This is a genomic window from Caballeronia sp. LZ035 (assembly GCF_031451175.1).
Lineage (GTDB): Bacteria > Pseudomonadota > Gammaproteobacteria > Burkholderiales > Burkholderiaceae > Caballeronia.
In genome coordinates, this window is the sequence record NZ_JARUXS010000003.1 from 296,220 (window position 1) to 314,615 (window position 18,396).

Here is an 18,396-nt window from a genome sequence, read left to right on the forward strand (position 1 = left end):
CGCGAGGAGCGTGCCCGACGCGTATCGCGCTAGAGCTTGAGTTCGGTGGCGAGCAACTCGAATTGCTTGCCGAGCGCGGGAAGGTCCTCGCGGGCAGTCACCCAGACGATTCCAAGGTCGACCTTATGGTATCCGTGCGAAAGTGCATTGCGCATCTCTTACGCGGGTTGGAACGGAACTTCGGGATGCTGTGTGACGAAGGCCGGGAAGTATTTGCGAATATTCCTGCAGGCTTCACCAACGACCTCGATGTTGCGTATGACGCCATCCTGAACGAGTTCGTCCGCGAGAAAGTCCGCTTCGTCCAGACCGTCGATGTATCGACTGATCTTTCCAATGGCCGTGAGCACATGACCCACGTATTCCGCAAGCGTCGAGGCGTCCCGGCTCATACCGGAATGGCTCCCGCAATGATTGCGTCGCGCGTCCGGTCCGGCAGTGCGCCGGGTGTTAAAACGTCGACCTTCACGCCAAGAAGCTGGCGCAACTCATGGCGGATCGCGCCGATATCGAGCAACGATGTCTTCGGTGTGGGATCGATCAGCAGGTCCAGGTCGCTTCCTTCCGTGTCCTCGCCGCGCGCGACGGAGCCGAAGATGCGCGCGTTCTTCGCGCGATGCGCCTCGACGACGCGCCGAATGTCATCGTGATGTCCTTGAATGGCGAGCGAAGGTTTCATAAGCGGTCTTGTCCGGGGAGCGAGCCGGCGTGAATGAAACGAAGCGCCACGGGATCGGGCGCCTGTGTATTCGAGCGCAGTCTAGCATAGCGCCTTTGCCGCCAGCGGCCCTTGCCGGGCGCCTGACACGGCGCCCGGCAACGCCTCCCGACCTATCCCCCCAACAAATCCTCGATCATCACCGGCAGCTTCCTCACGCGCACCCCGGTCGCGTGATACACCGCGCCGGTGATCGCCGCCGCGATCCCCGCCAGCCCGATCTCCGCAATCCCTCTCGCGCCGAGTTCGTTGAACACGGTATCGGGGTAATCGAGAAAGGTGACGTCCATCTTCGGCGTGTCGGCATGAGTTGCGACCACGTAATCAGCGAGACTGCTGTTGACCGGCGCGCCGCTGCGCTCGTCGTACACCGTGTGCTCGAACAGCGCCATGCCGACGCCCATCACCACCGCGCCCTCGATCTGATTGCGGCCCGCGCGCGGATTGAGAATCTTGCCGCCATCGATCACGGTCACGACGCGGCTCACGCGCAGGCGTGCCGTCGAAGGATCCCACGTCACTTCGGCGAAGTGCGCGCCATAGGAATGGATCGACCACTTCTTCTTGAGCGGATCGTTGAAGCCGCCTTTCGCGCTGCCGCTGCCCGACGCCGCATGGAGCTTTGCCGTGTCGAGAATCTGCGCATAGGGCACGCCGCTGCCCGGCGGCTGATCCTTGCGATGCACGCGCCCGCCGCTCATCGCGAGTTCCTCGGGCTTCGCATCTTTGAACGGCGAACCTTCGGTCTTCGTGGCATGCGTGAGCAGCGTCTTGATGGCGCCGCGCACCGCATCCGATACCGCAGGAATCACCGAAGCCGTCGCCGCCGATCCACCCGATACCGGCCCGAGCGGCAGCGCCGTATCGCCGAGACCGACTTCGATCTTGCCGAGCGCAATGCCCGTATGCTCCGCGACCAGTTGCGCGAGGATCGTATACGTGCCGGTGCCGATGTCCTGCGTGCCGCACGCAATGCGCGCGGTGCCGTCGGCGCGCAGGTCGACGGTCGCGTCCGCCGAGAAGCGCAGGCCCGGCCAGCTGCATGCGCCCAGGCCCCAGCCGAGCGTGAGGCCGTCACGCTTCATCGAGCCGACTTCCGGCGTGCGCCGGCTCCAGCCGAATTTCTCCGCGCCGGTGGTCAGGCATTCGACGAAGTGCCGCGATGAAAACGGCAGGCCGCTGCTTTCATCGACCTTGGGCTCGTTGCGCAGACGCAGTTCGACCGGATCGATCTTCAAGGCGACAGCGAGTTCGTCCATTGCGCTTTCAAGCGCATACAAACCGGGCACCGCGCCGGGTCCGCGCATCGACGTGGGCGAGCCGACGTTGCGCTTCACCGTGCCGCCCGTGACGCGCAGGTTCGGCACGCTGTACATCGACGGCGTGGCTTCGCCGCAATCTTCCGCGTACTCGTCGCCGAGCGCCGCGTGATTCACGAAGTCGTGCTGCAAGGACACGAGCTTGCCGTCCTGCGTCGCGCCGAGCCGGACGCGCTGCTGCGTGGTCGGCCGGTGGCCGACGTTCTGGAACATCATCTTGCGCGACAGCACGAGCTTGACGGGCCGTTCGAGCTGCCGCGTCGCGGCCGCCGCGAGCAGCGAATGCGGCCACATCCACAGCTTGCCGCCGAAGCCCGAGCCGAGATAGCGCGAGATCACCCGCACCTTCTCCTCCGGCAGGCCGAGCATCTGCATCAGCGCGCCCTGATGATTCGAAACGGCCTGGCTCGTCTCGTAGAACGTATAGCTGTCGCCGTCCCAGTGCGCGACGGTGGCGTGCAGCTCGATGGGGTTGTGCGTCTCGACCGGCGTGACATAGGTCTCGTCGATCTTCACCGGCGCGCTATCGAACGCCATGTCCGGGTCGCCGCGTTCGCTGTGGGTGTCGAGCTTGCCGCCGTCATCGAGCGCGGCGCTGACGTCATGCGGCGTCTTGTCGTAGCCGACCTTGACCGCCGCTGCGGCAGCGCTCGCAGTCTCGAAGGTATCGGCCACGACGAGCGCCACATATTGCCCGTAATAGCGAACGATGTCGTCCTCGAACGGCGGACGGTTTTCATCGACCATGCCGGTCTCGATCGAACCGCCCGCGAGCCGATAGAAGCGGCCGATATTACCGCGATGAAGAATCAGCTTCACACCGGGCATGGCCTGCGCGGCGGCGAATTCGAGCGACGTGATCCTGCCGCTCGCAATGGTGGCGCCGACCGGCACGGCAACCAGCATGCCGGGCAGATCGACGTCCGAGGTATAAGTCGCGCGGCCGCAGACCTTCAGCGGTCCGTCGATGCGCGACTGGGGCCGTCCGATGACGGACGGCGTGGTGTCGGGCGCGGTGGACATAGTCAGGTTTCCTTGGTCGGGTTCAGGACGCTTGTGTGACGAGCTTGAGCGTATGCACGATGCAGCGCTTCGAGAGCTCGACCTTGAAGCCGTTTTCGCTTTGCGGCTTCGCATCGGCGAGCGCGGCATCGGCGGCGCGGCGGAAGGTCGCCTCGTCGGGGGCCGCGCCCTGCAACACCTGCTCCGCCTCGCGCGAGCGCCACGGCTTCGTACCGACGCCACCCAGACCTACACGCGCATGCTCGATACGCCCGTCCTTCACTGCGACCACAATCCCCGCCGACGCCAGCGCGAACTCGTACGACGCGCGATCGCGCAGCTTCAGATACGCCGAGCGCGCCCCTTTCGGCAGCGCCGGCACGGTGACGTGCGTGATGAGATCGCCGGCGTCGAGCACGTTCTCGCGATCGGGCGTCGTGCCCGGCGTCAGGAAAAATTCATCGACCGGAATCGCGCGCTTGCCGCCCGTGCCTTCTACGTGAATGGTCGCTTCGACCGCCTGCAACGCGACGCACATGTCCGACGGATTGCTCGCGATGCACGCTTCGCTCGTGCCGAGTATGGCCATCATGCGATTGAAGCCCTGAATGGCCGAGCAGCCGCTGCCCGGTTCGCGCTTGTTGCAGGGCGAGGCCGTATCGCGGAAATACACGCAGCGCGTGCGCTGCATGATGTTGCCGCCGGTCGTCGCCATGTTGCGCAACTGCACCGACGCGCCCGCGAGCACCGCCTGCGACAGCACCGCATAGCGTTCGCGAATCAGCGCGTGATGCGCGAGGTCCGAATTGCGCGCGGTAGCGCCGATGCGCACGCCGCCGTCTTCGGTTGCCTCGATGGCATCGAGCGGCAGGCGGCTGATGTCGATGACGCGCATCGGCCGCTCGACATTGAGCTTCATCAGGTCGAGCAGCGTGGTGCCGCCCGCGAGAAAGCGCACTTCGGCGCCTTGCTGGGCGGTATGCGCGAGCGCGCCGCCATTGATCGCGTCGCGCATGTCACGCGCGCGGGAGAGCTGGAACGTTTCCATGGTGCTCTCCTTATTTGGCCGGCGTCTTGTCGGCGCGCACCGACTGGATCGCCGTGACGATGTTCTGATAGGCGCCGCAGCGGCACAGGTTGCCGCTCATCGCTTCACGCACGTCGTCGTCGTTTGGGCCGATGGGTTCGTCGAGCAGCGCCACCGCCGACATCAACTGGCCCGCCGTACAGTAGCCGCACTGATAGCCGTCGCATTCGACGAACGCGGCCTGCAGCGGATGCATCGCCTCCACTTCGCCGATGCCTTCGATGGTCGTGACCGTGTCGCCATCGCAGGCGGCGGCGAAGCACAGGCATGAGTTCACGCGGCGTCCGTTGACATGAACGGTGCATGCGCCGCATTGGCCGTGATCGCAGCCTTTCTTCGTGCCGGTCAGATGCAGATGTTCACGCAGGGCGTCGAGCAAGGTCGTGCGCGGGTCGAGCGAGAGCGTGTGACTGCGGCCGTTCACGGTGAAGGTGACGCTCGCAGGCGCGGCCGGCGTCCGGACCGGGGCCAGCACTTCAGCGCGGGCAGAACTGGGGGTATCTGCGTGAATTGTTTTGGATTGGGGGACAGGGCGTTGTGGCATCGAGCATTCTCCAGGGGTAGCGCATGGAAGCTGCACTGCATGGCAAACACGGCCCGGGCAGGCAACACGGCGTGAGAAGGCGAAGATGGAGCGAGAGCGTGACGGCGCGCGTCAGGCCGAAGACGGGCAGCCAGGGAGGAGTCTGCGCAGGGCGCGCAGGACTTCATGTGCCGCGGGGACGCGTGTGAAGACGCTCAAGCCAGTATAGGCAGCGGACGCGAAACTTTCTTGACTGCAAGCTTGCGTGCGCCGCCGGTCTTGCGCAGGCGCACGAAGCATGCCCGGCGTTGAGCTTCAGTGAGGGAATACGACGCGGACGAACAGGTAGAACAAGTAGACGCCGACCGTCGTGAACGCGACGAGCGCCACGAGGACGAGGAACAGGCGCACAGTCATCTGCATGGCGTCAGTCCAAAAAAATGGCCGCTTGCGCGGCCAGAAGGAGGGGTGGATCGGTCAGACTTCAGGCTAAAGGCGCATTCTTAAATCAGACTTAAGTGCGCTGCTCTTTCGGGCTGGCCGGGCCATTCTCCTTCCTTTGCGAACTCGATGCAGCAAACTTGCCGAACGAACTCAGCGCAATGCTTCGCTATAACGGTCGCGCAGCGGAATGATCGTCACCAGTGCCACCGCGCTGCCGAAGATCACGTAGTAGCAAATTGAAAGCGGATCGCCCGTGCTCATCGTGAGCCATTGCACGATGGCCGGTGCAAAGCCGCCGAAGATCATCACCGCGACGTTGTAGCTCACCGAGATGCCGGTCGAGCGCACGCTGGAGGGCAGCAACTCCGAGATGAACGCCGGATAGCAGCCCTGGAAGATGCCGAGGTAGGTCATCAGCAGCGCCTGGCAGACGATCAGCATCGGCAGGCTCGGGTGCGCGGTCAGCACCGCGAAAATCGGATACGCGGTGAGCAGCGACAGCGCCAGCGCGGTCAGCATCAGCTTCTTGCGGCCGATACGGTCCGACAGGCGCCCGAAGAACGGGCAGCAGACGAGATACACGAGTGCGCCGATGGTCGAGCTGATGAGGCCGTCGGTGAGCGCCATGTGCAGCACGCGGGTGGCGTGGGTCGGCAGATACAGCAGGAAGATATACGTGCCGATGGTGCCGAACACCGTCAGGCCAAAGCCCGCGAGCACGGACGTCCAGTGCTTCGTGGCCGTGTCGCGAATCGGGCTTGCGCTCAGTTCGTTCTTTTGCGCCTTCTCGACGAACACCGGCGATTCATCGAGCTTCGAACGCAGATACAGTCCCACCGGCACGATCAGCAGGCCGACCACAAACGGTATGCGCCAGCCCCAGCTATTGAGATGCTCGGGACTCAGCGTGCGGGTCAGCACCGCGCCGAAGAAAGAGCCTGTGAGACTCGCCGCCGCCTGCGCGACCATCTGGAAGCTGCCGAAATAGCCGCGTTTATCAGCGGGCGCGTATTCGACGAGAAAGGCCGTCGCGCAGCCCACTTCGCCGCCCGCCGAGAAGCCTTGAATCAGCCGGCCCAGCAACATCAGCAAGGGCGCGGCAATGCCGATGGCCGCATAGGTCGGCGCGAATGCGATGATCGCAATGCCGACCGCCATCAACGAAATGGTGAGCGTGAGCGCCGACTTGCGTCCGACCCGGTCCGCCACGGCGCCGAGCACGATGCCGCCGAGCGGCCGCGTCAGGAAGCCCACGCCGAAGGTGGCCCAGGTGGCGAGCAGCGAGATGGTGGGATTGGTGGCTGGGAAGTAGAGCTTCGAGATGATGACGGCGAAGAAGCCGTAGACCATGAAGTCGAACCATTCGAGCGCGTTGCCGATGGTCGATACGACGATTGCTCGTCGGCCGGACAGGTTGACCGCGGCGTTCTGTTCGGCCGCGTGGGCTGCAGGAAGTACGGTGCTCATCGAATGCACTCCGTGGGCGTGGGGCGATTGATCAAATGCCAGACTGGTTGGCCGACGACAGCCGTGTATCCGGCCTGCACCGGGTAGGCGAGCAGGCCGCTGCAACCCTCAAACACTACGCCATGCTGAAATAAGAAAATATAGAATTTCTGAACTGACACTCAAGGAAACCTGATTGAACGATCGGGTTTGCCCCTAGCCACGATGAGCAACATCCGCTTTCTGCGTACCTTCATTGCCGTTGCGCGTTACGGTTCCTTCGCTGCTGCCGCCGAGAAGGTCGCTTTGACACAAGCCGCCGTGAGCATGCAGATGCAGTCGCTCGAAGACGATCTCAAACGTCCGCTGTTCGACCGTGTCGGACGGACCAATCGGCTGACGAGCATCGGCAAGCAGGTGTTGCCGCAGGCGGAGCGCATCGTCGCGCTGTACGACAGCATGCGGCACACGGGTCTCGATGACGAGATCGCCGGCTCGGTGTCCATCGGCGCGGTTGACTCGGCGATGGGCGCGCTGGCATCGGTTGTCACCGAATTGAAAGGTCAGTACCCGAAGCTCGACGTGCGTCTCTTCACGGGCAAGGCACTCGCGCTCGCGCCGCAGGTGGAAGCAGGCGAGATCGATGCGGCGGTGATCGTCGAGATGGCGGGCAAGACGCCGGCCAGTCTCAACTGGACGCCGCTTTATTCGGAGCCGCTGGTCGTGATCGGCTCGCCGGGCGGCGCGGCCCTGAGCGCCGCCGAGATGCTGGCCAGCCGCCCGTTCCTGCGCTTCGACCGCGCGCAGCGTACCGGCGCGTTGATCGAGCGCGCGCTCAGGCACAACCGGCTCGTGGTGAACGAATTTCTCGAACTGAATTCGCTGGAAGTGATCGTGGAACTCGTGCGGCAGGACGCGGGCGTGTCCGTGGTGCCGCTGCTCGAACACGGCTCGTGGGCAAGCGACCCGGCGTTGCGCGTGATGCCGCTTGCCCGGCACACGCCGCGCCGCGTCGTCGGCATGCTGGAGCGCAAGATCCACGACCGGCATGCGGTGATGAGCGTCGTGCAGGAACGCATTCGGCTGCGTTCGCATGGCGTCATGCCGCTTGAGAACGCCACCTGACACGCAAGCTTTGCTTAAGTGACGGACAAGAAATATCAGCTTTCCCTGTGAATTGCGGCCGCTGACAATGCTTCGGCAAGATCGCACGTCCAACCATCACTGAAGAGGAAAGCATGTCGATCATTCCCGAGATCGCCGCAAGCCGCGCCACGATTCAATCCATTCGCCGCGATATTCACGCGCATCCCGAACTCTGCTACGAAGAAGCTCGCACCGCCGAGCTCGTTGCGCGCACGCTTGAAAGCTGGGATATCGAAGTGACGCGCGGACTCGGCAAGACGGGCGTGGTCGGCGTGTTGAGGAAGGGCAGCGGCAAACGCGCCATCGGCTTGCGCGCCGACATGGACGCGTTGCCCATTCCCGAGCTCAACACCTTCGCGCATGCATCGCGGCACGAGAACAAGATGCATGCGTGCGGCCACGACGGTCATACCGCCATGCTGCTTGGCGCCGCGCAATATCTCGCGAAGCATCGGGATTTCGATGGCACCGTCGTTTTCATCTTCCAGCCTGCGGAAGAAGGCGGCGGCGGCGCGAAAGCGATGATCGAGGATGGTCTGTTCGAGCGCTTTCCAGTCGATGCCGTGTTCGCGTTGCACAACTGGCCCGGCATGCCCGCTGGTGAATTCGGCGCACGCGTGGGCGCGACCCAGGCGTCGAGCAACGAGTTCGAGATCCGCATCGAGGGTGTCGGCGCGCATGCCGCAATACCGCACGACGGCGTCGATCCGGTGTTCACGGCCTTGCAGATCGGCACGGGTTTGCAGAGCATCGTGACACGCAACAAGCGCCCGGTCGATGCCGCCGTGCTGTCGATCACGCGCATGCAGGCGGGCCATGCGATCAACGCGATACCGACCACCGCGACACTCGCCGGCACGGTGCGCACGTTCTCGACCGAGGTGCTCGATCTGATCGAGACGCGCATGAAAGAGATTGTCAGCGCGACGGCTGCGGCGTATCGCTGCAAGGCGGAAGTTAGTTTCCTGCGCAACTATCCGCCGACCGTCAACACCGAAGCGGAAACGCAGTTTGCGCTGGGCGTGATGCGCGACATCGTCGGTGCGGAGAAGGTGAATCCGAACGTCGATCCCACCATGGGCGCCGAGGATTTCTCGTACATGTTGCTGGAACGGCCCGGCTGCTATGCGTATATCGGCAATGGCGTCGGTGCGCATCGCGAACATGGGCACGGCATCGGTCCGTGCATGCTGCACAACAGCAGCTACGACTTCAACGACGAACTGCTGCCGCTCGGCGCCACCTATTGGGTGCGGCTCGTGCAGGCGTTTCTTTCGCGTGCCTGAACGGGAGAGCGCACATGTTTTCATCGACCTATCGCGAGGCGCGCCAGCGTTTCCTCGACACTGCCGCCGAACGTCGGCTGAGCGTGGATACGCGCGTGCTCGAGGGCGTTGCCGGACTCGAAGGCGAACTGCTGGCTACGGATGTCGTGCGCATCGGGCCGCGTGCGGCGCGGCGCATGCTGGTGCTGACCTCGGCGACGCATGGCGTGGAAGGCTTCTGCGGCTCGGGCGCGCAGATCGCATTGATGCGCGACGACGGACTGGCCGCGCTGATGAAGCAACTCGACGTTGCGCTGCTGCTCGTGCATGCGATCAATCCCTATGGCTTTTCCTGTCTGAGCCGCACGACGGAAGGCAATGTCGATCTGAACCGCAACAGCATCGACTTCGCTGCGCCCTTGCCGCAGAATCCGGGCTATGCGGAACTGCACGAACTTTTGATCCCGGCTACCTGGCCGCCCGACGAAGCCAACGTTCAGGCCATTCGCGGCTATATCGAAGAGCGCGGTGAATGGGCGTATCAGCAGGCCGTGACGACGGGCCAGTACACGCATCCGCAAGGCATGTTCTATGGCGGCGCAGAAACCGCATGGAGCACGCGGACGATGCGCGAATTGCTGACGGAGTATGGCGAGGCTTGCGCATCGATTGGCTGGATCGACTTTCATACGGGACTCGGGCCGAGCGGCTTTGGCGCGAAGATCTGCGTGGGCGACGTGCAGCGCGCGCGCCGCTGGTGGGGCGCGGATGTGACGAGTCCTGCGGACGGCACCTCGATTGCGGCGGACATTGCCGGGCCGCTGCTCGATACCTTGCGGCAGACGTGTCCACGTTCGGCCAATGCGGGAATCGCGGTGGAGTATGGCACGGTGCCGCTCACCGAGATGCTCGACATGCTGCGCGCGGATCAATGGGTGAGGCAGCACGCCGACGCACCCGATGCCGTGAAGAACGCGATCCGCCAGCAGATTCGCGCGGCCTTCGTGATCGATGACGATGTCTGGCGTGGCCAGATTCTCGGTCAGGCCCGCGCGGCCGTGTTGCAGGGGCTCTACGGCCTGTCGCGCGAGAGCTGATTGACCCGGGCCGCACACGCCGCTGCGGCCCGGCGCATCACACCGACATGCAACCCGCCAGGATGACGCGCCAGCCGGGCTGTTCCGGCTCATGCTCGGCACGCTGTCCGTAGATTTGCAGGATCAGCTGGCCGTCCTTGGCGAATACTTCGAGGCTCGTGACATACCCGCAATCGGACGGCTTGCTCACGACCCAGCAGCGATCGATCCGCTCGTGCTCCACGTGCAGACGATATTGCTTGTTCAGCACGTTGAGATACTGCGCGTCTCGGGCCAGCTTCTCGACCTTGCCGGTCGATATCTGCACGCAGCCCGCATTGCTGACGAAGATCGCGAGGCTCACGTCCCTGATCTTCGACTCGGTGAGCACGTCCATCAGCGAATCCGCTGCGACCTCGCGCGCCAGGTCAGGCTCCACGCAGCGATACAGCTCCTGCCGGCTCTTGCCGTGCTTGCGCATCAGCAGATAGAAGTCATGCGGATCGCTCATGGAGCGCCATTCTTCGCTGATGGATTGCTCGAGCGCGCTGTGGCGGTCCGCACCGGGATGGCTATGCGGCATGCCGCGAGGAGCGGCCGATTCGATGTGGGCCTTGGCGGTCTCGTCCGTGCATCGATAGCTTTCCACGAGTGCCTTGAAGGCCGGCATGTTCGTATGCTGCGTCGCATAGATCTTGTGGACCGCTCGGCCGGCGTCGTCGAAGATCTGGATGGATTCGAGCGTGCGATTCGGCTTTTCGTCGCGCAGAAAGAAAAAGTTTTTCCAATGACGGAAGAAGATCCGCAGATCAAGACCACCGGGATTGAGAATCAGGCCCGCTTCGGCTGACACGCTCATCTGGCGATAGCCGTTCAGGTATTGATTCGTGAACACGCCAGTCTGAACGCTGATGGCATATTCGTTTCTCGTGATGCCGCGCACTTCGCCGCAGCCTTCGAGCGCCGCGATAAACGCCTTCACGTCAGGCACGCTCAGCGCGACGGCATCCGTGCCGACGCGTGCACGCATCATCGTCAATTCGTCGATCTGAAGATCCCGGGCGATATCGTACGCATATTCATTGGGGATCCTGTCTTTCACCGCATCGATGATTTCGTTCACTGCCTCTCCTTGGTCATGAGGAATGGCAACGAGATTACGCTTGTGCACGTGCCTAAGGGTTCGCCTTTAGCGCTTTGCTTGACGGAAGCCAAGCGGTTCACGCTGGGTTGCTGAAGGACAAGAAAAGATATTTTTTCGAAATATCTCAAACCTGCTTAATTGCTAAGCAATTTGCACTTGATCGTGATTGCGATGGGCATAAGAATGCTTGGCTGAAAGGAAGTTGATAGAGCTAACTTTCTTGTGCGGCCGCCAAGGTCTTCTCATTCCGTTTGGAGCAACTCATGCAGCTTATTTCCCGTCTGGTTCGAATCCTTTACATGACCGCTACGGCCGGCTCGGCGCTGATGGTCCTGTCCACCGCGCATGCCAATACGCCGGCTGCTTCCGAAGTTGCCGCACAAGCGGCACCGCAGGTCCATACGCTCGACATGAAGGCAACCGTCGTGAAGGTCCATGCCGACAGCAGCAGTGTCGAAGTGAAGGGACCGAAAGGAAACGTCGTGGTCATCGACGTGGATCCCGCGGTCGCGGACGTGAAAAAGCTCAAGGCCGGCGACGAGGTCCACGTGTCCTATCGCGGCGCCCTGTTGATTTCGGCCGATCCGGTGGATCCGAAGGGCACCGAGTCGCGCGTGATCGCCGACGAAACCTCGCCGGCTTCAGGCGGTGTCGTCGTGAAGAAGCACGGCGTGCAGGTGGTGGCGGTGATCCAGAAGATCGATGCGGTCGCGCGTGAAGTCACACTGGCCGGTCCGAAGCATACGGTCACGGTGCAGGTGGCGCCTGACATGCCGCTCGACAAGATCAAGGTCGGCGACCGCGTCACGGCCACTTACGTGGCAGCCACCGCCATGAACGTCACGCGCAACGGGCACGTCGTCAAGTAAGCGTGTGAGGGCCAGTTGTTGCCGGCGTCACATGTTGGTCCAGGACGAGCACCAGCCGCGTCCGGCCACGAGCTTGTCGCCAAACAGCGTGCAGCCGCCCCATGCATCCGTGGATTTGCCCTGGAACAGCGAGCAGTTGGCGCAGGTCTGGTCCGTCGCGTAGTTCGGGTACTTCTTCTTGTCGACCTTCGCGGCGTTCTCCGTGTAGCCAACGGCCACGGCGGCCGGATCGGATTCGCTCAAATGGGCGGCGTCGGCCCGGACGCGCGTCAGCCACAACGCGGGCAACGCACCTGCGCCGGCAATCATGAAACTACGGCGGCTAATGAATGTCATGGCGAACCTTTAATTGTGCGGGGATGTGCTGCGCGCCCGTTTTTCCTGTCTTTTCCGGCACTTGGCGGCAAGCGTTTGCGAATCATACGGCCGGTCGCTTTTTTTCGCGGAGGCCGTGAGGCCATTCTCGTGCAACGCGCAGGCTACGTCGCTTAATCCGCGCTGCTAAACCTTTGCGCGCCGCTGCCGTAATCAGGCCAGAACGCGTTTGCAACTGCGTGAATCATGCCCGCGGCGCCCCGGCCGCGGATCAATTCGAAGGAGAAGAACCGTGAGTGGAATGGACTGGATGATGGCAAGCGTGTATCTGACGGGACTCGTCGGCAGCACGCTGTTCATGAGCGCGCTGGCGCGGCGCAGCCTGAATCGGGTGGAGGAGCACGGCCACTGATCGTTACAGTTCGCTTCAAACGACCTTTCTTTGTCTTGTGAATACCGCCTTTCCGCGGGCGGCGCAAGAAGGGTTGCAGGGATAGTCCAGCACGATCCGTAAAAACAAACGCGCCGGGCAATCGGCTTGAAAGCCCATTGCCTGGCGCGTCATTCAAATGCTTCCAGCGTCTTAGTGAAACAGCTTGACGGCCTGCGTCAGCGTATTCGTCACGCCCCATGCTAGCGGTATCAGCACATAGGCCCAGAACACCACCAGCAGTCCCTTGTTCGACGAACTGCCTTGCTGGCCATCATTACCCGAGTGACGCGAATTCATTGCGAATCTCCTTTCTTCAGTCTCAGTTCGCGGTCTGCGCCGACAGGTTCATGTGATGCTTCTCGTGTACGCGCGTCACGAGCAGGTTGCAGACGAAACCGATCACGAGCAGGACGGCCATGATGTGCAGCGTCATCGTGTAGGCATCCGCGCCGGTGACGCCGTGGGCGACCTGATAGGCGCGCACATAGTTGACGAGCACCGGACCCGCGATGCCCGCCGCCGCCCAGGCCGTGAGCAGGCGCCCATGAATGCCGCCGACGAACGCCGTGCCGAACATGTCCGCGAGATAGGCGGGGATGGTCGCGAAGCCGCCGCCGTACATCGACAGGATGATGCCGTAGGCCAGCACGAACAGCGCGATGTTGCCCGCGGTCGCGAACTGCGGTACGAGGAAGTACAGCACCGCGCCCAGCACGAAGAACACGAAGTAAGTGTTCTTGCGGCCGATCCAGTCCGACGCCGACGCCCACACGAAACGCCCGCCCATGTTGAACAGCGACAGCAGTCCGACGAAGCCGGCCGCCGCGCCCGCGGTGATCGAGGTCTTGAAGCTTTCCTGGATCATCACGGAAGCCTGGCCGAGCACGCCGATACCCGCCGTGACGTTCAGGAACAGCACGAGCCACAGCAGATAGAACTGCGGCGTCTTGAGCGCCTGATCGATATGCACGTGGTTCTTCGTGATCATCTTGCTCGCGGTGACGGGCGGCGTCCAGCCGGCCGGCTTCCAGTCCGCCGGCGGAATCCGGATGGCGAGCGCGCCGATCGTCATCGAGATGAAATAGAGCACGCCGAGCACGAGGAACGTCTCCGCCACGCCCGCGCTGGTCGCGCTCTTGAAGTAGTTCATCAGCGCGACGGAGCCGGGCGCGGCGATCATCGCGCCGCCGCCGAAGCCCATGATCGCCATGCCGGTGGCCATGCCGCGGCGGTCCGGGAACCAGCGGATCAAGGTGGAGACCGGCGAAACATAACCGAGCCCCAGCCCGATCCCGCCAATCACGCCATAGCCGAGATACAGCAGCACGATCTGATGCAGATAGACGCCGAGCGCCGCGACGAGGAAGCCGCCGCCGAAGCAGCAGGCCGCCGTGAACATGGTACGGCGCGGGCCGACCTTTTCGAGCCACTTGCCGGCAAAGGCCGCCGAGAGGCCGAGGAACACGATGGCAAGCGAGAAAATCCAGCCGAGCGTCGTCAGCGTCCAGTCATCCGGGGCCGACTTGGTAATGCCGATGATCTTCGTGAGCGGCGCGTTGAACACCGAGAATGCATACGCCTGGCCGATGCACAAGTGAACAGCGAGGGCGGCGGGCGGCACCATCCAGCGCGAGAATCCGGGCCGGGCGATGGTCGCCTCCTTGGAGAAGAAGGGTGTCGGGCCGTGGGCGGCCCCTTGATTGATTGTGCTGTTCATGGTGGTCTCCGTGGCGCGTCATGCAAGCACGTGCGCGCGCATCGTTACTGAGGTGCATGCGCCGGGGTCGCCGGTGCCGCAGCCTGCCGTGGTTCATGCGTGCGCGCGATGCGGTTCGCATCTCACGCCAGCAAGGCCATTTCGCGCCGCAAACATGCTGCAAAAGCACATATGCATGCGGCGCTTTGCCACGGCTGGGCATGAACATAGACAACTGTGAAAGGCTTTGCAATATGAACACTCGTGCCATAAGCGTTTGCCCTCAGCGCCGGGCGTCGGCCGGTGTGGCGCATCGCTACAGCGGGGCGCAGGTGTTCTGAATCTGAACAGCGCGGATTCTCCCCGTACAAACCCTGAGCACATCGCGCTGAGCCGCATGCCGACGCGGTCGGCGAACGCGTCATGCGCCCGGCCGCCTCATGGCATGGAACTCGCAAACAAGAGCGACCGGCGCCGGCCATCGGCTGTGCCGGCCCGTTCACGTCGACATGCGAGGAGCACACAGAATGAATCACGCGGAGATGCAGTTCCTGAGCACGGAGTACCCGTACAAGAAGCAATACGGCAACTTCATCGGCGGCAAGTGGGTTGCGCCCGCGGGTGGCGAGTACTTCGACAACATCTCGCCGATCACGGGCGAGCCTTTCACGTCGATTCCGCGCTCGCGCGAGGCCGACATCGAAGCCGCGCTGGACGCGGCGCACGCCGCCAAGGTGGCTTGGGGCAGGACCTCGGTCACGGACCGCTCGAACGTGCTGTTGAAGATCGCGGAGCGCATGGAGCAGAACCTGCAGCGGCTCGCGGTGGCGGAATCCATCGACAACGGCAAGCCGCTGCGCGAAACCATGGCCGCCGACATTCCCCTGGCCATCGATCATCTACGCTATTTCGCGGCCGCAGCGCGCGCGCAGGAAGGCGGCATTTCGGAGATCGATCATGATACCGTTGCGTATCACTTTCATGAGCCGCTGGGTGTCGTCGGGCAGATCATTCCGTGGAACTTCCCGATCCTGATGGCGATCTGGAAGCTCGCGCCCGCACTGGCCGCGGGCAACTGCGTGGTGCTCAAGCCCGCCGAGCAGACGCCGGCATCCATCCTCGTGCTGATGGAAACCATCCAGGACCTGCTGCCGCCGGGCGTTCTCAATGTGGTCAACGGCTTCGGTCTGGAGGCCGGCAAGCCGCTCGCATCGAACAAGCGCATTGCGAAGATCGCCTTCACCGGCGAAACCACGACGGGCCGTCTCATCATGCAGTACGCGAGCCAGAACCTGATTCCCGTCACACTGGAACTGGGCGGCAAGAGCCCGAATATCTTCTTCGAAGACGTGCTCAACGCCGACGACAGTTTCTTCGACAAGGCGCTCGAAGGCTTCACGATGTTCGCGCTGAATCAGGGCGAGGTGTGTACGTGTCCGTCGCGCGCGCTGATTCAGGAGTCGGTCTATGAGCGCTTCATGGAACGCGCGCTGAAGCGGGTCGCGGCGATCTCGCAAGGCCATCCGCTCGACACGAAGACGATGATCGGTGCGCAGGCTTCGCAGGAGCAACTGGAGAAGATTCTTTCGTATATCGATCTCGGCAAGCAGGAAGGCGCCGAGTGCCTCTCCGGCGGCGAGCGTCGGACCTTCGACGGCGAGCTGAAGAACGGCTATTACATCAAGCCGACCGTCTTCAAAGGCCACAACAAGATGCGTATCTTCCAGGAAGAGATCTTCGGACCGGTGCTGTCCGTGACGACCTTCAAGACCGAGGAAGAGGCGCTCGAAATCGCCAACGACACGCTCTATGGTCTGGGCGCCGGTGTATGGACGCGCGACGGTACGCGAGCCTATCGCTTCGGCCGCGCGATTCAGGCGGGACGCGTGTGGACCAATTGCTATCACGCCTATCCGGCGCATGCGGCGTTTGGCGGCTATAAGCAGTCGGGCATCGGACGGGAGAATCACAAGATGATGCTCGATCACTATCAACAGACGAAGAACATGCTCGTCAGTTATAGCGACAAGCCGCTCGGCTTCTTCTAAAGCCTTTCCGGAAGTCTGTCAGGCCGCCGTGGATGCCAGCGGCGGCCGCTTCGAACGACGGGGACATCATGAGCGAACAGGACGTGCTGCGCGTGACTGCAACACCAGCCGCGATCGAGCTGATCGGGAAGCTCAAGGCTGAACATGGCGATGTATTGTTTCATCAATCCGGCGGCTGCTGCGACGGCAGTGCGCCGATGTGCTTTCCGGTGAACGAGTTCATGGTCGGCGGGTCGGACGTGAAGCTCGGTACGATCGGCGGCGTGCCGTTCTACATGACGGAATCGCAATACGAGTACTGGCAGCATACGCAGCTCATCATCGATGCGGTGCCGGGAAATGGCGGGATGTTCTCGCTGGAGCGTCCTTCTGGATTGCGGTTTCTCACGCGCTCGCGCTTGTATGGCGATGACGAGAATGCATGGCTCGAAAAGCATCCGGTGGAACGGGTGAGGTAGCTATCTTGCAGCGGATGCTCTGCCATTGAATCCCGCGTATCCAGAGCGCGGGATCCTTCCGGTTGTCCGACACTTCATCTCTCCTCGCGACGTTGGATTTCTTGTGCAACGCAATGCGCAATGCATAAGCGTGTTTGCTCGAGAATGTCTTCGTGGAATTGTCAAATTGATATGAGGCGGGGTTTTAAACCCCGACTTCAGTCAATATTGGCGACGGTGGCGAACGCTCAACGAATGAATCTCGAAGCCAGTGGAAACGAAGCAATGGTGAGCATTGTGCTTCTGTTGTTCAACAGAGGAACGTCGCCCGGCATCGATGATGCGCGTAACGACTGACTTCTGGAGAATGCGAGATGAATGAATCGATAACTTATCCCGGCACTTATATCCATGAGAGTGCGTCATCGACAGTCAGCGTAACCCACCTCTCAACCACCATACCTTTGTTCTGCATGGGAGACGATTTCTCGAATGAACCGGTTCGATTCGACAACTGGTTCGATGTCGTCAACTACCATGGCGGAAATATCAGGACGGACGATCAGAAATCATGGGCGCTTCGTGGCTATTTCGAATGTGGCGGCGGCCCATGCTATGCGATCAACTTCAACCATGTGCTGGACGGTATAAAGACGCTGGAGACGAGAATCAGCCTGGTCGTTGCAATGGCCAATGACCTGACGGCGAAGATTCAAAGCATTCTCGATATCGATCCCACGCTGTTCATCATTCTGGATGGGCCCTACGAGGAGATTACCGCGGCCGGGTTCGACGCCGGCTATGCGGCAACGCCTCATGCCGCGCTCTACTACCCTTATCTGCGCGCAAGCTGGACGTCGAATGACATTCCAGCGAGCGCGCTTGTGGCTGGTCTGTATTGCCGCAACGACGCTACCCGCGGGGTCTGGAAGGCGCCGTCCAATCTTCCGCTGCCTCGGGGCTATACGCCGAAGTTCAAGGTGTCGGACGACATCCAGGGGATCTACAACCGGGGCAAGGCCATCAACATGATTCGTTCGTTCGGCAACGAGACGCCCGTCGTCTGGGGCGCACGTACGCTGGACGATACGGACGCATGGCGCTACGTGGCGGTTCGCAGGCTGTTCAGCAGCGTCGAGCGCGACATGCAGGCTGCAATGGAACAGATGATGTTCGAGCCGAACATCCCGGTGACGTGGGAGAAGGTCCGCTCGGCGGCCGTCACTTATCTGCACGAGTTATGGAAGCAAGGCGCGTTGGCCGGCGCGTCGGAGGAACAGGCTTATATCGCGCAGATAGGCAAGAACGTCACGATGTCGGACGCCGATATCGCGCAAGGCAAGATGATCTTGAAGATCGGCCTGGCCGCCGTGCGGCCCGCCGAGTTCATCATCCTCGAGTTCAGTCAAAGCATGCCGGGAGGCTGAT

Annotated in this window: 16 protein-coding genes and 1 pseudogene; 7 read left to right on the plus strand and 10 right to left on the minus strand. The window is 62.5% G+C overall.

Annotated elements, in window-relative coordinates; translation table 11 throughout:
* Positions 1-29 precede the first annotated feature (29 nt).
* From QCE88_RS24350 to QCE88_RS24375, 6 genes and pseudogenes are all read right to left on the minus strand, one after another.
* Positions 30-392: pseudogene (locus tag QCE88_RS24350) on the minus strand (DUF86 domain-containing protein).
* Positions 389-679: a nucleotidyltransferase family protein gene (locus tag QCE88_RS24355; protein WP_309907100.1), complete on the minus strand. Its 291-nt coding sequence runs from the start codon at positions 677-679 to the stop codon at positions 389-391. Before QCE88_RS24355 ends, QCE88_RS24350 begins: the two are co-directional and overlap by 4 nt.
* A 152-nt stretch (positions 680-831) precedes the next feature.
* Positions 832-3,060 (minus strand): xanthine dehydrogenase family protein molybdopterin-binding subunit, encoded by a 2,229-nt coding sequence (locus QCE88_RS24360; protein WP_309907102.1) that lies wholly within the window; start codon positions 3,058-3,060, stop codon positions 832-834.
* 22 nt (positions 3,061-3,082) lie between these two features.
* Positions 3,083-4,087 (minus strand): xanthine dehydrogenase family protein subunit M, encoded by a 1,005-nt coding sequence (locus tag QCE88_RS24365; protein WP_309907104.1) that lies wholly within the window; start codon positions 4,085-4,087, stop codon positions 3,083-3,085.
* 10 nt (positions 4,088-4,097) lie between these two features.
* Entirely contained in the window at positions 4,098-4,670 is a 573-nt protein-coding gene (locus tag QCE88_RS24370) for a 2Fe-2S iron-sulfur cluster-binding protein (RefSeq protein ID WP_309907106.1), read from the minus strand.
* Between the two features lie 573 nt (positions 4,671-5,243).
* Positions 5,244-6,560, minus strand: a complete 1,317-nt coding sequence (locus QCE88_RS24375) for an MFS transporter (RefSeq protein ID WP_309907108.1) — start codon at positions 6,558-6,560, stop codon at positions 5,244-5,246.
* A 204-nt stretch (positions 6,561-6,764) separates the two neighbouring features.
* Between QCE88_RS24375 and QCE88_RS24380 the strand changes: the two genes are divergently transcribed.
* The 3 genes from QCE88_RS24380 to QCE88_RS24390 all read left to right on the plus strand — a co-directional run bounded on the left by QCE88_RS24380 (position 6,765) and on the right by QCE88_RS24390 (position 10,047).
* Positions 6,765-7,664: a LysR substrate-binding domain-containing protein gene (locus tag QCE88_RS24380; protein ID WP_309908756.1), complete on the plus strand. Its 900-nt coding sequence runs from the start codon at positions 6,765-6,767 to the stop codon at positions 7,662-7,664.
* Positions 7,665-7,777: 113 nt separating this feature from the next.
* Entirely contained in the window at positions 7,778-8,971 is a 1,194-nt protein-coding gene (locus tag QCE88_RS24385) for a M20 aminoacylase family protein (RefSeq protein WP_309907110.1), read from the plus strand.
* Between the two features lie 14 nt (positions 8,972-8,985).
* Positions 8,986-10,047, plus strand: coding sequence for a M14 family metallopeptidase (locus QCE88_RS24390; RefSeq protein ID WP_309907113.1), 1,062 nt, complete (start codon positions 8,986-8,988; stop codon positions 10,045-10,047).
* A 37-nt stretch (positions 10,048-10,084) separates the two neighbouring features.
* On the opposite strand, the gene QCE88_RS24395 is transcribed toward QCE88_RS24390, so the two are convergent.
* Positions 10,085-11,149, minus strand: a complete 1,065-nt coding sequence (locus tag QCE88_RS24395) for a ChuX/HutX family heme-like substrate-binding protein (protein ID WP_309907115.1) — start codon at positions 11,147-11,149, stop codon at positions 10,085-10,087.
* Between the two features lie 284 nt (positions 11,150-11,433).
* Here QCE88_RS24395 and QCE88_RS24400 point away from each other — a divergent pair, with 284 nt between their 5' ends.
* Positions 11,434-12,039 (plus strand): hypothetical protein, encoded by a 606-nt coding sequence (locus QCE88_RS24400; protein WP_309907117.1) that lies wholly within the window; start codon positions 11,434-11,436, stop codon positions 12,037-12,039.
* Positions 12,040-12,066: 27 nt separating this feature from the next.
* On the opposite strand, the gene QCE88_RS24405 is transcribed toward QCE88_RS24400, so the two are convergent.
* From QCE88_RS24405 to QCE88_RS24415, 3 genes are all read right to left on the minus strand, one after another.
* Positions 12,067-12,375, minus strand: coding sequence for a high-potential iron-sulfur protein (locus QCE88_RS24405; protein ID WP_309907119.1), 309 nt, complete (start codon positions 12,373-12,375; stop codon positions 12,067-12,069).
* Between the two features lie 562 nt (positions 12,376-12,937).
* Positions 12,938-13,084, minus strand: a complete 147-nt coding sequence (locus QCE88_RS24410) for an oxalate:formate antiporter (protein ID WP_309907122.1) — start codon at positions 13,082-13,084, stop codon at positions 12,938-12,940.
* A 22-nt stretch (positions 13,085-13,106) separates the two neighbouring features.
* On the minus strand, positions 13,107-14,504 hold the full coding sequence (locus tag QCE88_RS24415; RefSeq protein ID WP_309907123.1) for an OFA family MFS transporter: 1,398 nt from the start codon (positions 14,502-14,504) through the stop codon (positions 13,107-13,109).
* A gap of 506 nt (positions 14,505-15,010) precedes the next feature.
* Here QCE88_RS24415 and adh point away from each other — a divergent pair.
* From adh to QCE88_RS24430, 3 genes are all read left to right on the plus strand, one after another.
* The gene (adh, locus tag QCE88_RS24420; protein ID WP_309907126.1) at positions 15,011-16,531 is read left to right on the plus strand and encodes an aldehyde dehydrogenase; all 1,521 of its coding nucleotides are present in this window, start codon (positions 15,011-15,013) and stop codon (positions 16,529-16,531) included.
* A gap of 68 nt (positions 16,532-16,599) precedes the next feature.
* Positions 16,600-16,989, plus strand: coding sequence for a DUF779 domain-containing protein (locus QCE88_RS24425; RefSeq protein WP_309907128.1), 390 nt, complete (start codon positions 16,600-16,602; stop codon positions 16,987-16,989).
* Positions 16,990-17,441: 452 nt separating this feature from the next.
* Positions 17,442-18,395, plus strand: a complete 954-nt coding sequence (locus QCE88_RS24430) for a phage tail sheath C-terminal domain-containing protein (RefSeq protein ID WP_309907130.1) — start codon at positions 17,442-17,444, stop codon at positions 18,393-18,395.
* Position 18,396: the final 1 nt, after the last annotated feature.

Coding starts and splice junctions, on each gene's coding strand:
- QCE88_RS24365 (WP_309907104.1), bottom strand. CDS start 4,087: ATGGAAACGTTCCAGCTCTCCCGCGCGCGTGACATGCGCGACGCGATC.
- QCE88_RS24415 (WP_309907123.1), bottom strand. CDS start 14,504: ATGAACAGCACAATCAATCAAGGGGCCGCCCACGGCCCGACACCCTTC.
- adh (WP_309907126.1), top strand. CDS start 15,011: ATGAATCACGCGGAGATGCAGTTCCTGAGCACGGAGTACCCGTACAAG.
- QCE88_RS24385 (WP_309907110.1), top strand. CDS start 7,778: ATGTCGATCATTCCCGAGATCGCCGCAAGCCGCGCCACGATTCAATCC.
- QCE88_RS24380 (WP_309908756.1), top strand. CDS start 6,765: ATGAGCAACATCCGCTTTCTGCGTACCTTCATTGCCGTTGCGCGTTAC.
- QCE88_RS24370 (WP_309907106.1), bottom strand. CDS start 4,670: ATGCCACAACGCCCTGTCCCCCAATCCAAAACAATTCACGCAGATACC.
- QCE88_RS24375 (WP_309907108.1), bottom strand. CDS start 6,560: ATGAGCACCGTACTTCCTGCAGCCCACGCGGCCGAACAGAACGCCGCG.
- QCE88_RS24425 (WP_309907128.1), top strand. CDS start 16,600: ATGAGCGAACAGGACGTGCTGCGCGTGACTGCAACACCAGCCGCGATC.
- QCE88_RS24390 (WP_309907113.1), top strand. CDS start 8,986: ATGTTTTCATCGACCTATCGCGAGGCGCGCCAGCGTTTCCTCGACACT.
- QCE88_RS24400 (WP_309907117.1), top strand. CDS start 11,434: ATGCAGCTTATTTCCCGTCTGGTTCGAATCCTTTACATGACCGCTACG.
- QCE88_RS24360 (WP_309907102.1), bottom strand. CDS start 3,060: ATGTCCACCGCGCCCGACACCACGCCGTCCGTCATCGGACGGCCCCAG.
- QCE88_RS24430 (WP_309907130.1), top strand. CDS start 17,442: ATGGGAGACGATTTCTCGAATGAACCGGTTCGATTCGACAACTGGTTC.
- QCE88_RS24410 (WP_309907122.1), bottom strand. CDS start 13,084: ATGAATTCGCGTCACTCGGGTAATGATGGCCAGCAAGGCAGTTCGTCG.
- QCE88_RS24405 (WP_309907119.1), bottom strand. CDS start 12,375: ATGACATTCATTAGCCGCCGTAGTTTCATGATTGCCGGCGCAGGTGCG.
- QCE88_RS24355 (WP_309907100.1), bottom strand. CDS start 679: ATGAAACCTTCGCTCGCCATTCAAGGACATCACGATGACATTCGGCGC.